Annotated in this window: 17 protein-coding genes; all 17 read left to right on the top strand. The window is 48.4% G+C overall.

The features are described 5' to 3' along the window. Nucleotides 1–761: aspartate kinase (locus L693_RS0102430; protein ID WP_025715903.1), on the top strand; the 761-nt coding region annotated here is incomplete at its 5' end. Between the two features lie 369 nt (nt 762–1,130). Continuing rightward, nucleotides 1,131–2,126 carry a stage III sporulation protein AA gene (spoIIIAA, locus tag L693_RS0102425; RefSeq protein ID WP_025715902.1) on the top strand — a complete coding sequence of 332 codons (996 nt, stop codon included), beginning with the start codon at nt 1,131–1,133 and terminating at the stop codon, nt 2,124–2,126. Continuing rightward, nucleotides 2,119–2,637, top strand: a complete 519-nt coding sequence (gene spoIIIAB / locus L693_RS0102420) for a stage III sporulation protein SpoIIIAB (RefSeq protein ID WP_025715901.1) — start codon at nt 2,119–2,121, stop codon at nt 2,635–2,637. The genes spoIIIAA and spoIIIAB overlap by 8 nt, the downstream gene beginning before the upstream one ends. Nucleotides 2,638–2,649: 12 nt before the next feature. After that, a complete protein-coding gene (gene spoIIIAC / locus L693_RS0102415; RefSeq protein ID WP_010345636.1) occupies nt 2,650–2,853 on the top strand; it encodes a stage III sporulation protein AC in 204 nt (67 codons plus the stop codon). A gap of 8 nt (nt 2,854–2,861) precedes the next feature. Next, on the top strand, nt 2,862–3,251 hold the full coding sequence (spoIIIAD, locus tag L693_RS0102410) for a stage III sporulation protein AD (protein ID WP_025715900.1): 390 nt from the start codon (nt 2,862–2,864) through the stop codon (nt 3,249–3,251). 12 nt (nt 3,252–3,263) lie between these two features. Further along, entirely contained in the window at nt 3,264–4,454 is a 1,191-nt protein-coding gene (gene spoIIIAE, locus L693_RS0102405; protein WP_025715899.1) for a stage III sporulation protein AE, read from the top strand. Nucleotides 4,455–4,492: 38 nt separating this feature from the next. Continuing rightward, entirely contained in the window at nt 4,493–5,263 is a 771-nt protein-coding gene (spoIIIAF, locus tag L693_RS0102400) for a stage III sporulation protein AF (RefSeq protein ID WP_025715898.1), read from the top strand. 16 nt (nt 5,264–5,279) lie between these two features. Next, nucleotides 5,280–5,921, top strand: a complete 642-nt coding sequence (spoIIIAG, locus tag L693_RS0102395; protein ID WP_025715897.1) for a stage III sporulation protein AG — start codon at nt 5,280–5,282, stop codon at nt 5,919–5,921. 62 nt (nt 5,922–5,983) lie between these two features. Then, nucleotides 5,984–6,790, top strand: coding sequence for a SpoIIIAH-like family protein (locus L693_RS0102390; RefSeq protein ID WP_025715896.1), 807 nt, complete (start codon nt 5,984–5,986; stop codon nt 6,788–6,790). A 137-nt stretch (nt 6,791–6,927) separates the two neighbouring features. Next, the gene (accB, locus tag L693_RS0102385; protein WP_025715895.1) at nt 6,928–7,419 is read left to right on the top strand and encodes an acetyl-CoA carboxylase biotin carboxyl carrier protein; all 492 of its coding nucleotides are present in this window, start codon (nt 6,928–6,930) and stop codon (nt 7,417–7,419) included. A 61-nt stretch (nt 7,420–7,480) separates the two neighbouring features. Next, the gene (gene accC, locus L693_RS0102380) at nt 7,481–8,824 is read left to right on the top strand and encodes an acetyl-CoA carboxylase biotin carboxylase subunit (protein ID WP_025715894.1); all 1,344 of its coding nucleotides are present in this window, start codon (nt 7,481–7,483) and stop codon (nt 8,822–8,824) included. A gap of 125 nt (nt 8,825–8,949) precedes the next feature. Next, complete coding sequence (locus L693_RS0102375; RefSeq protein WP_007430927.1) at nt 8,950–9,363, top strand: Asp23/Gls24 family envelope stress response protein; 414 nt, start codon at nt 8,950–8,952, stop codon at nt 9,361–9,363. Between the two features lie 73 nt (nt 9,364–9,436). Next, nucleotides 9,437–9,976: an alkaline shock response membrane anchor protein AmaP gene (gene amaP / locus L693_RS0102370; RefSeq protein WP_025715893.1), complete on the top strand. Its 540-nt coding sequence runs from the start codon at nt 9,437–9,439 to the stop codon at nt 9,974–9,976. A 15-nt stretch (nt 9,977–9,991) separates the two neighbouring features. Beyond that, nucleotides 9,992–10,225 carry a DUF2273 domain-containing protein gene (locus tag L693_RS0102365; protein ID WP_025715892.1) on the top strand — a complete coding sequence of 78 codons (234 nt, stop codon included), beginning with the start codon at nt 9,992–9,994 and terminating at the stop codon, nt 10,223–10,225. Between the two features lie 132 nt (nt 10,226–10,357). Beyond that, nucleotides 10,358–10,807 carry a transcription antitermination factor NusB gene (gene nusB, locus L693_RS0102360; RefSeq protein WP_025715891.1) on the top strand — a complete coding sequence of 150 codons (450 nt, stop codon included), beginning with the start codon at nt 10,358–10,360 and terminating at the stop codon, nt 10,805–10,807. A 37-nt stretch (nt 10,808–10,844) separates the two neighbouring features. Beyond that, a complete protein-coding gene (gene folD / locus L693_RS0102355) occupies nt 10,845–11,702 on the top strand; it encodes a bifunctional methylenetetrahydrofolate dehydrogenase/methenyltetrahydrofolate cyclohydrolase FolD (RefSeq protein ID WP_025715890.1) in 858 nt (285 codons plus the stop codon). A 63-nt stretch (nt 11,703–11,765) separates the two neighbouring features. After that, nucleotides 11,766–12,547: exodeoxyribonuclease VII large subunit (gene xseA / locus L693_RS0102345; protein WP_231503503.1), on the top strand; the 782-nt coding region annotated here is incomplete at its 3' end.

Genomic DNA, 12,547 nt, shown 5'->3' with positions numbered 1-12,547 from the left:
AAGCCGATGCATGCGAAATTTACACAGATGTAGACGGTATTTATTCTACAGATCCCCGAATCGTGAAGGTTGCTCGTAAGCTGAAAGAAATTTCGTATGATGAAATGCTGGAATTAGCCAATCTGGGTGCCGCTGTGTTGCATCCCCGTGCGGTAGAATATGCCAAACATAATCGGGTACCATTGATTGTGAGGTCCAGTTTTAACCATAATGAAGGAACGGTCGTAAAGGAGGATGCAGTAATGGAGCAGGGCGTTGTAGTCAGTGGGATTGCATATGATAAAAATGTAGCAAGAATCAGCATTTTGGGCGTCGCCGATATCCCTGGTGTACTGGCAAAAGTATTCGGAACACTGGCGGCAGCTAAAATTGATGTGGATATTATTGTACAGAGCGGGGTTGAAGCTGGTAAAGCGGACTTCTCCTTTACAGTAGCTCTAACGGACCGTGAAGCAGCGCTGAAGACGCTGGAAGGTATTCGCGAAGAGATTCCATACCGTGAAGTGACGTCTGAGGAAAACCTGGTGAAAGTATCCATTGTAGGCGCAGGCATGGTTAGTCATCCAGGGGTTGCGGCGCAAATGTTCTCTGTATTGGCAGAGCAAGGCGTTAGTATTAAAATGGTAAGCACATCCGAAATTAAAGTATCGTGTGTCATTGAGGCTGGTAAGCTTCACGAGGTTATTCAGGCGCTGCACACAGCATACAACCTGGATACAGAGGAGCAAGCATTTGTGGGTGGACCGAAGGATCGTCGTTAAGAAAATTACTGTGTACAGGCACAGTGTATTATACGTTTCATATTTATAGTTTTATAATCATAGAATATTGTGATAGGTTAAGAGGTTGTCCAGCAGTCTGAGTCTGACTGTGAGGCAGTCTCTTTTGGCTGTAAATCTATCTTTTCTGCCCAAGGGTATCCCTTTGCCGACAAGGCTTTGAGGTGCTCTTTTTTTATTTTTGGAAATGAAGCAACGGAGCTTGAGCAAGTGATGGAGAGGGCTGTTAAGTACTGATAGAAGCGGTGAAATTTCCGACTAGGTATTCGATATATTTTCGGCATAAAAAGCGAGAGTCAGCCATAGACTTGTCTTAAAGAAAAAGGACAACTGTGAGGGGGCGGCATCGGTATGGAATGGCTTGAGTTATTTCCCGAACCGTTGCACGGTATACTCGGAAAGCTTCCAGAAACGGTATTTAAGCAACTGGAAGAAATTCGGGTCCGGGAAGGAAGGCCGCTGGAAATTAACACAAATGGTGAACACCATTTTGTAACGTCCGCGGGTCGACTGACTTTGAACCATGTGGAAGCCTACAAGCCTAACCGGGAGGATGCCCACCGTTTGCTGGATTTTATCAGCAATCATTCCCTGTATACCATGGAAGAGGAGCTACGCAAAGGCTTTATTACGATCCCCGGCGGTCATCGCATTGGGCTGGCGGGAAGAACCGTGCTTAGCAGGGGACGAGTGGAGCATTTGAGGGACATAAGCAGCTTTAATGTAAGAATTGCCCGGGCAATTCCCGGTATAGCTGATCGGATATTGCCTTATGTAGCGGATCAAAAGTTCGGGAAAATCCGGCATACCCTCATCTTATCCCCTCCTCAGCATGGCAAAACGACTCTGCTCAGGGACTTGGCTAGGCAGCTAAGCTACGGAGGAGTAGGAAGTAATGGGGGACGACGAAATGGACTCAAGGTAGGCATTATAGACGAGCGTTCCGAGATTGCCGGCAGTCACAAGGGTATCCCCGGTTTTGATGTCGGACCTCGCACCGATGTGTTGGACGGATGTCCGAAAGCAGAAGGCATGATGATGATGATTCGCTCGATGTCACCGGATGTGCTTATTGTCGATGAAATCGGGCGACCTGAGGATGCCGAGGCGGTGCGTGAAGCGCTTCATGCGGGCATCGCAGTCATTGCCTCTGCACATGGCCGCGATGTAGCTGAAATGGCGACCCGCTCTGCTTTGGCCGGGCTAACTACAGGGCAGGAGCTATTTCAGCTCTATGTCATGCTGGAGAGGACGAGCCGGGGCGTCTCCTTCCGGCTGGCAGATGCCAAGCAGCGTCGGCTGACACTGCCTGTAGATGGGCAGAGCGGGGGCATATCCTATGCTTAAGCTGCTGGGAGCCGCGTTGGTTATACTGGCTGCTACGCTGGCAGGCTGGCAGCGGGCAAGGCAGTTTGCGATGAGGCCGCGGCAGATCAGGGAGCTGATTCTCGCGCTGCAAAGACTGACCACGGAGGTTTCCTACGGGGTTTCTCCGCTGCCGGATGCTTTCGCCAAGACGGGGGAGCCGCTGCGGGAGCCGCTGCGAACCTTGTTTAAGCAAGCCTCACGCTGGATGCATCCCTCTTTTGGCATGACCGCCAGAGAAAGCTTGCATAAAGCGATTGAAGATTCGTGGAGCCGTTCCTCTATGCAGCAGGCCGAGAAGGAGGCGATGCGGCAGCTTGCTTACAGCCTCGGAACCAGCGACCGTGAAGACCAGATCAAGCATATTGCGCTAACTATCCAACAGCTATCCCATGAAGAAGCGCAGGCGCAGGCGGATCAGGTGAGATACGAACGCATGAGCAGAAGCCTGGGACTGCTGATCGGAGCATTGATCGTCATTTTGATCTATTAGCGGGGTGCTCGAATGAATTTAGAAGTGAACGCGATCTTCCAGATTGCTGGAATCGGCATTATCATCGCCATGATCCATACCGTACTTAAGCAAATGGGCAAGGAAGATATGGCCCATTGGGTAACGGTTATCGGATTTGTTGTGGTGCTGTTCATGGTGGTGCGAATGCTGGATAACCTTCTGCAAGAGATCAAATCAATCTTTCTTTTTCAGTAGGTGGATACATGGAAATCATTCAGGTGGTGGGATTTGCGCTCATTGCCACAGTTCTTATTTTGGTCATAAAGGAACAGAAGCCGATGTTTGCCTTTTTAATTGCAACCGTTGCAGGAATCGTTATTTTCTTGCTGCTGATTGGCAAGATCGGATCCGTAGTTGGCGTGCTTGAGCGGTTGGCCAGATCTTCAGGTATGGACATGATTTATTTTAAAACTGTACTGAAAATTATCGGAATTGCTTATATCGCCGAATTTGGAGCGCAGATCGTTCGGGATGCGGGACAGGACGGCATTGCCTCCAAAATTGAGCTTACGGGAAAGGTTCTCATTATGGTGCTTGCTATCCCGATTATCAGTATTATTATTGACACGATTCTGAAGCTGATGCCCGCCTGAGGGGGTGATGCCATGAAAAGGCTGGGGGGCATGCCGAATCTCAAAGTAATTGCGATTTTGCTGCTATGTCTCTGGTCCGCCTCGGCTGCGATCCTCTTTGCAGATACAACTACCAACGAATGGATCAGACAACAGGCGGAGCAAATGCCAAAAGATGAGGTTGAACACTATTGGGATGGGCTAATGCAGCAATATGGCGGATTTTTCCCTGATCAGAAGACGCCTTCTTTCATGGACATGCTTCTTCCGGGCGGTGAAGGATTTAGCATTAAGAGTGTACTGAGCGCTATCGCTGATTTTTTCATTCATGAAATCCGGGTAAATGCCAAACTGCTCGTCACCATTGTTATGCTCAGCATTATGAGTATGGTGCTGGAAACGCTGCAAAGTGCTTTTGAAAGCAAGCAGGTCAGTAAAGTCGCCTATGCAATCGTGTACATGGTCATTATCATCCTGGCGATTAACAGTTTTAGTGTCGCCATTGGTTATGCCAAAGAAGCCATTGACAGCATGATTCACTTCATGATGGCGATGTTGCCCCTGTTGTTTACCATGTTGGCCTCCATGGGTAACGTCGTAACGGTTTCAGTCACCCATCCACTGATCGTTTTTATGATCAACACGGTCGGGACAGTCATTCATACGCTGGTTTTCCCGCTGCTCTTCTTCTCGGCCGTGCTGTACCTGGTCAACTCGCTGACAGGCAAATACAAGCTGACCCAGTTAGCCGATCTGCTGCGGAACGCTGGAGTAGCGGTGCTGGGAGTGCTTCTGAGCATTTTTCTAGGGGTCATTTCGGTACAGGGCTTGACATCGTCGGTTACGGATGGATTAACGATCCGCACAGCTAAATATATTACAGGCAGCTTTGTTCCGGTGGTAGGCAAGGCATTGGCAGATGCGACTGATACGGTCATTTCAGCATCGCTGCTCGTTAAGAATGCCATTGGCCTCGTAGGAGTCATTATTATTTTGTTCCTGTGCGCCTTTCCTGCACTCAAGATTCTGACGCTAGCTCTCATTTATAAAGTGACTGCAGCGATCATGCAGCCTTTGGGAGATACACCTATTGTGGAATGTCTGGATGCCATTGGCAAGAGTATGATTTATGTTTTCGCGGCATTGGCAGCTGTAGGATTAATGTCCTTCCTGGCGATTACTGTGATGCTCGCTGCAGGCAATATGACGGTCATGATGAGGTGAACGAATGCATGCAGTCTAACGGGAGGGAGGGGAGTGACGTGACCTGGCTGGGAGGCTGGCTCAAGGAACTGGTGCTGATTGTGCTGCTGGCTTCTTTTGTCGATATGATCTTACCGAGCCGATCTATGGAAAGGTATGTCAAGCTCGTGCTCAGTCTGCTTATTCTGCTGACGCTGCTTTCTCCGGTCGTGCGCCTGTTGAGTACCAGTCCCTCGGAGATTTTGGGGCAAGCATTTGATCTCCAACGTCAGGCGGAGATGGGGCAGAGGGAACCGACATTGGAGGAAATTTTAGCAAAAGGCAACAAGCTGAAGCAACAGCAGGAGCAGAGCTCCATGCAATGGGCCGGCAAAGAGGTAGCCAAGGAAATGAAAGCCCAGTTGGAGCAGTATACCCGCTTGCCCATTCAGTCGGTTCAAGTTACCCTCGCACAGATCGAACAGAAGGAATCGGGATTAAAGACTGGAACAGGCATACAGTCGGTTGTGGTTAAATTAGCGGAGCAGCAAACAGAAAATGAAAAGAAAAGCACGAACGTCCTGCCTGGTGCAGACACCAAACCCATTATGGTAGAGCCTGTTGCTGAAAAAACAGTCCAAATCCACGTAGAGCCAACACCTTCAAATGCTTCCAATCAAGCTGAAGGTACGCAAGCGAATGCCCGGAATCCTGCCGAAAGCGCTAAAGACGCAACGGCAACGAATACACAAGCTGTTGGTTTAATCACAGAATTACTACGCGAAAAATGGGGGATCGACAGCAAAAATATTCAGGTGCTTCTTTCACAGAACGGGACACATGAATGGTAACAGGAGGTGAGCAGAAATGGGCAAATGGATGAAAAAGCTGGAGAAATGGATGGGGGGAGGGGAGGAGGGAGCCAAAAGGTTCAATTCATTTCGCTGGCTACTTATTCTAGGTCTGATCGGTGTAGCAATAATGCTGTTTAATTCGTTCGTGAATGTGAAAAAGGTGGACCCGGAAAACGTAGGGCGTGAACCGCCCGGCATGATGAAAAATGAATCTGTACTAGAGACAACGGCAGGGGAAGAGGGTTCTTTTGCCGGGATCGAGAAGGCTTTTGAGGACAACATGAAGCAGATGCTGGAGCAGATTGTAGGCGTGGGAACGGTCGATGTCATGGTTACCGTAGACTCCACCGAAGAGGTTATCGTTCAGCGTAATGTGAAGGATATGCAGGAAGAAAATAACGAAACGGACGCTAATGGCGGCCAACGGCATACCACCCAATATACACGCGATGGAGAGATTGTCACCTATGAATCGTCAGGAGGTCAGCACACCCCGATTGTTACCAAAAAGGTAAAGCCGCAGGTGAGGGGAGTGCTTGTTGTGGCCATGGGGGCAGAAAACCCTACGGTGAAGCAGCTCATTATTGATGCTGTACAAAAGGGACTTAACGTACCTTCCTACAAAATCTCAGTTGTACCGCGCAAGCAGGGATAATATGGGACTTAAATGGGAAGTAGTTAATATTTTAAACCATTAATGAATATGGAGGACGGAACATGAATAATAAAAGACAAACCGTTTGGCTGGTGTCCATGCTGAGTTTAATGGTCGTGCTGTCTGCGTATTATTTGTTTACGGAGGATTCAAGCCCGGCCAACCCGCCAGTGGCAGACAGTGAGCAAGTGAGCAAGAATAAACAAGATACAGCACAGGAAGCAGCTTCGAAGGCAGAAGAGCAATTGAATGAGCTAAAAGTGAATGAAGTAGTGACCAATGGAGAAGTCACTGGTGATGCAGCAGCTTCTTCTACGAAGTCGGACACAGGAACAGAAACCTCAAAGGGTGATAAGGATACGGTAGCTAACAGTACCACTGAGGCGACTGCATCTGATCCAAATACTACTGCGGCCAAGACGGACACAACCGCAAAAAGTGACGATAAAACAACCTCTACCGCCAAAAGCGACCAGCAGGTACTTGATCAGGTAGCCACGGAGCAAGAGGCCAAACCTACAGCAGCAGCTGTGATAGATAACTATTTGCTGGAACGGGATGTAGAAAACCAAAAGAAAAATGACGAGCTAACAACGGCAATGAACGACAGTACACCAAAGCAAGCCGCAGAGGCGCAAAAGGAATTACATGTGCTGGAAGATAAACAGGCTAAAATTACCGGAATTGAAGAAGAGCTTCAACAGCAGTTTGCCAATGCGGTTGTGCGTGAGGAAGATGCTGATAAATACAAAGTAGTCGTTCTGAGTGAAAAATTGGACGCCAAACAAGCAGTAACCATTGTTGATAAAGTAATGAAAGAACTGAATGTAACGCAGGACAAAATCAGTGTGCAGTATGTTACACAATAAGACAAAAATCGCGAAAAAGCCCGGATTTCTGCATAATCCCGGGCTCTTTCTATTTTTAATGATTGTGATATAATACATAAAGCTGTTTCAACAATGTATCAGCAACTGGCAAAATGCTGAAGGAGTGATTAATAGAGATGTTTAAATTAAGTGAGATTAAGGAATTGATCAAGCTGGTGGATGAAACGTCTGTACATGAGCTTGAAATTGAAAATGAAGGAACTCGCCTGTTGATCCGCAAACCGGGCAAAAGCGAGATTGTTACAGTACAGGCACCTGTGACAGCACCTGCTTATACAGTCGCACCGCAAGCTGCTATTCCGAATCCACAAGTACAGTTCGAGGCTGGACATGCAACTGCTGGGGAAACCAAGGAATATGCAAGTAATCTACATAAAATCGTATCTCCGATGGTAGGCACTTTCTATAGTTCTTCATCCCCGGATGCGGCTCCGTATGTGAGTATCGGCAGCAAAGTAGGCGATAAAACAACGGTATGTATCATTGAAGCGATGAAACTGATGAACGAGCTGGAAGCTGAAGTGAAGGGCGAAATTGTGGAAATTTTGGCCGAAAACGGACAACTGGTCGAGTATGGCCAGCCATTGTTCCTTGTGAAACCGGAGTAAGAAGCTTGCTTGGGCCCGTTTTTGAGGGTTCAGCAGGACTGCTCCTAGGGAGGATAAAGTCATGACATTTCAAAAAGTATTGATCGCGAATCGTGGAGAAATTGCGGTTCGTATCATTCGCGCTTGTCGCGAAATGAATATTTCAACGGTTGCCGTATACTCGGAAGCCGACAAGGATTCTTTACATGTGCGTCTCGCAGATGAGGCTTACTGTATTGGGCCGACGCTGTCCAAGGACAGCTACCTGAATTTTACGAATCTGATGAGTGTTGCTACATTGACTGAATGTGATGCCATTCATCCAGGTTACGGATTTTTGGCTGAAAATGCCGACTTCGCTGAAATTTGCGAATCGTGCAATATTACGTTCATTGGTCCTTCTCCTGAAGCGATTAACAAAATGGGAGACAAAGCCGTAGCCAAGCAGACGATGAAGGATGCCGGAGTTCCGGTTATTCCGGGTTCGGACGGGCTGGTCGAGGATTTGCAGGATGCGATTAGCATTGCACGCGATATCGGTTATCCGGTAATTATCAAGGCCACTGCAGGTGGCGGCGGTAAGGGGATTCGTATTGCTGAGGATGAGGATAACCTCATTCAGCAAATTACTACGGCCCAGCAGGAAGCGCAAAAAGCGTTTGGCAATGCGGGTGTGTACCTGGAAAAATATTTGACCGGTATGAAGCACGTGGAAATTCAGATCATAGCGGACAAGCACGGTAATGTCGTGCATTTGGGTGAACGCGACTGCTCTGTACAGCGCCGCCGTCAGAAGCTATTAGAGGAAGCACCATGTCCTGTACTTTCACCGGATGTTCGTGAAGAAATGGGGCAGGCAGCTGTTCGCGCAGCTTTGGCTGTGCAATACTCTGGTGCGGGCACGCTGGAATTTTTGCTGAGTCCGGACAATAAATTTTATTTTATGGAAATGAATACACGTATTCAGGTAGAACATCCTGTCACGGAGATGGTGACCGGAGTAGATCTGATTAAGGAAATGATTTCGGTCTCTGAAGGGCATTCCCTGTCCTTTACACAAGAGGATGTTGCTATCAATGGATGGGCGATAGAGTGCCGTATTAATGCCGAGGACCCGGATCGCAATTTTATGCCTGCACCGGGTAAAATCGGATTTTATCTGCCGCCAGGCGGTCCTGGGGTGCGCGTAGACAGCGCAGCTTATCCTGGTTACAGCATTCCTCCTTATTATGACTCCATGATCGCCAAACTGATTGTATGGGCACCTACACGGCAGGATGCGATTGCCAAAATGAAGCGGGCTTTGGCTGAGTTTGCCGTTGAGGGCATCCCAACAACGATTTCTTTTCATCAGCGTTTGCTGGAGCATCCGACCTTTATTAAAGGCGATTTTGATATTAAATTTTTGGAGGAAAACGAAGTTTAATCGGTATATTTCCTCAGATTGTCATAATGAACGCCAAATGATATAGTATGGATAATAAGTGAGCATGTCTGCTTTGATATCCAAAGCTGGAATGAAACTTATTTTGACCGAAAGGTGTTGAAGGTATGAGCACAGTGCCAACCGAATTCGAACGTACAGAAATTGGGGAGATTCAAATTGCCCCGGAAGTTATTGAAGTTATTGCCGGACTGGCTACCGTTGAGGTACCAGGCGTAGCGGGAATGAGTGGCGGATTTGCAGGCGGGTTTGCCGAGCTGCTGGGCCGCAAAAATTTATCCAAAGGTGTAAAAGTCGAAGTCGGACAGCGTGAAGCGGCCGTAGACGTCTCTGTCATTATTGAGTACGGTAACCGTCTGCCTGAGGTGGCTGCTGCTATTCAGCATAATGTTAAGCGTTCCATTGAAACCATGACAGGTCTTAACGTTGTTGAAGTGAACGTGCAAATTCATGATGTTCAATTCAAAAGTGCCGAAAAAGTAGAAGAGCCGGAAGTTCTGGGCGCCGGACGGGTTAAATAGAGCGATACTTTGTACAAACCCCCGACCCTATTGGGTCGAGGGTTTACTCTAATTTAAGGAGGCTGTGCGTTTCGTGGCCAAAGTTATGGACAGACTTCTGCTGTTCTTGTACAGCTTGAGTATCGGAATTATTTCCATTCTCGCCATCCTCCTGCTAAGCGGGGCCATTCCGTATGCTTTAAGTATTGAGGACGAGCGAGTCGTATGGTTTGCCAGCTTGATTATTGCAGGTGTCCTGCTGCTGCTGAGTCTCCGGGTTTTTTATATCTCTATTCGCCGGAATCAATCCGTGCAGCATTCTATTGATCAACGAACGGAATACGGCGACATTCAGATTTCGGTGGACACTATTGAAAATCTGTGTCTCAAAGCATCATCCCGATTTCGTGGGATGCAGGATTTGAAGGCACGCGTTCGCGTGCTGGAATCGGGACTTGATATTACGATTCGGGCTGTTGTGGACGGGGAAAGCTCCATTCCGGCGTTAACCTCCGAGGTACAAAAGGGGGTACACGATCATGTGGAGGAAATTACAGGTATTCCTGTGTCCAATGTGTCCGTGTACATCGCCAATGTTTCTCAGTCACCAAGCTTTAAGAGTCGTGTGGAATAGAGGTGATTTTCCCTGATGCCCTGGAAAGAAATATGGGGAAGTTACAAGGGCCGGATCACGGGGATCACGGCCGGGATTTTTTTTGGTTTTATTTATTTGTGGGCAGGCTTTTGGAATATGTTGTTCTTTGCATTGATGGTGTTCATCGGATATACGCTAGGAAGGCGTAGTGATTCAGAGCTCGGTTCCCTCCTCCCTTGGAAGGAATGGGGTGACTGGGTGTCGCAGCGTTGGCGTCCTTTTAAATGAACCCTGTGATACGTGTTCTCCAAAATAGAGCTGAGCTTCTTTGCGCCCAATGTTTTGGAGATGCGTTCACAGGTTTTTTTGTGAAAATGGTTAAAATGAAAAATAGATACAGGCAAGCGTAGGAGGCAGGGCATGAAAAGACGTCTGGCGAGGGAATTAGCGGTACAAAGCATGTACCATATGGAAATGAATGAAGTGGATGCAGCAGCAGCGGTAGATATGTTGCTTCAGGAAGCCGCTGAGGAGAACGAAGCGGAAGTTGTTATCAAAAACGCAGCAGCGTTGAGAACGTACGTTTTGGAGCATGTGCGCGGTACGTGGGAGCACAAGGAAGCCATTGACGGGCTGTTGGTGGATTATCTTAAAGGCTGGCAGATCAGCAGACTTTCACGTGTGGATCGTCAAATATTAAGACTTGCCGTATATGAAATGATTTTCCGTGAGGATGTTCCGGCCAAGGTGGCAGTCAATGAAGCCATCGAACTGTCCAAGCATTTTGGTACCGAAGAGTCGGGCAAATTTGTTAATGGAGTGCTGGGACGAGTGATACAAGAGCTGGAGCAGTTAAAAGCACGTTTTTAAGTTGACACTACTGAATCAGGTTGGAGAGTGAATAAACATGTCAGCACCGATCATTGATGGTAAACAAATCTCTCAGGATATTCGCGCAAGCATTCAGCAAGAGGTCATTCGTCTGAAAGATCGCCAGTTTCAACCCGGATTGGCTGTTGTGCTGGTAGGTGAAGATCCTGCTTCGCAGGTGTATGTTAAAAACAAGGAGAAAGCGTGCCATGATCTCGGTTATTATTCCGAGGTTCATCGGCTGCCAGCAGATACTTCGCAGGAAGCATTGCTGAAGCTGGTGGACAAGCTGAATCATCAAAGTAATATTCACGGAATTTTGGTTCAGTTGCCTCTGCCCAAGCACATTCAGGAAAAAGCTGTCATTGATGCCATTGCTGTGGAGAAGGACGTGGATGGATTTCATCCGGTAAACGTAGGCAATCTGGTCATCGGTGACGATAGCCTGTTGCCCTGTACTCCCGCTGGTGTTATTGAGCTGATCAAGCGTGCAGGAGTGGAAATAGCGGGTAAACATGCGGTCGTTATTGGTCGCAGTAATATCGTAGGTAAGCCAGTATCCTTATTGTTGCAACGGGAAAATGCTACAGTAACGATGTGCCACTCCCGCACAGCGAATATCGCCGAGTTAAGTCAGCAAGCGGATATTTTGGTCGTTGCCATCGGCAAAGCCAATTTTATTGATTCTTCGTTTGTAAAGCCTGGCGCGGTAGTTATTGATGTTGGAATGAATCGTCTGGAGAACGGAAAGCTGGCGGGTGACGTTGATTTTGAGAGCGTGAGGCAAGTGTCCGGTCCGATTACGCCTGTTCCCGGCGGAGTAGGCCCGATGACGATTACGATGCTAATGCAAAATACGCTCGTAGCGGCCAAGCGTTCGCACGGTTTGGCATAAGGACGGTTGTCTGTGGCTGAACAGCGTATTTACTCTATAAAGGACCTGAATCGTTATATCCGGATGAAGCTGGAAACGGATCAGGTGCTTTCCGACGTATGGATACGCGGGGAAATTTCTAACTTTACGCATCATTCGAGTGGTCACATGTATTTTACACTCAAGGATGAGGGGAGCCGCATACGTTCGATTATGTTTGCGACTCATAATAAGCGGCTCCCCTTCGTGCCTAAGGAAGGTACGCGTGTTATTGCCCGGGGAAACGTATCTGTGTACGAACGGGATGGACAATACCAATTTTATGCGACCCAAATGCAGCCCGACGGCATCGGAAGTCTTTATCTTGCCTTTGAGCAGCTCAAACAAAAGCTGGATGCCGAAGGACTATTTGATATTGCCCGCAAGCGTCATTTACCGGCTCACCCGACAACGATAGGCGTGATTACATCGCCGACCGGGGCGGCTGTGCGGGATATTATCACGACGCTTCAACGGCGATATCCGCAGGCGGGAATTGTGCTGTACCCGGTGCTTGTGCAAGGCAAAGGGGCTGGGCCCTCCATCGTCAAGGCGATTGAAGCCATGAATCGCATGCAGGACGCGCAGGTGATGATCGTCGGGCGGGGTGGCGGCTCGCTGGAAGAGCTATGGGCATTTAACGAGGAAGCGGTTGCGCGCGCCATTTATGCATCAGTTATCCCGGTGATTTCGGCGGTCGGACATGAAACGGATTTTACCATTGCCGATTTCGTGGCCGATTTGCGTGCGGCTACGCCGACCGCAGCGGCCGAGTTGGCTGTGCCTCATCAGGGAGAACTGCGGGATCAGCTGCTCCAGCGGGAGCA

It is taken from the genome of Paenibacillus sp. 1-18, assembly GCF_000520755.1.
Taxonomy (GTDB): Bacteria; Bacillota; Bacilli; order Paenibacillales; family Paenibacillaceae; genus Paenibacillus; species Paenibacillus brasilensis.
Note: the sequence above shows the minus strand (reverse complement) of the source record. Positions and strands in the feature narration are given on the sequence as shown.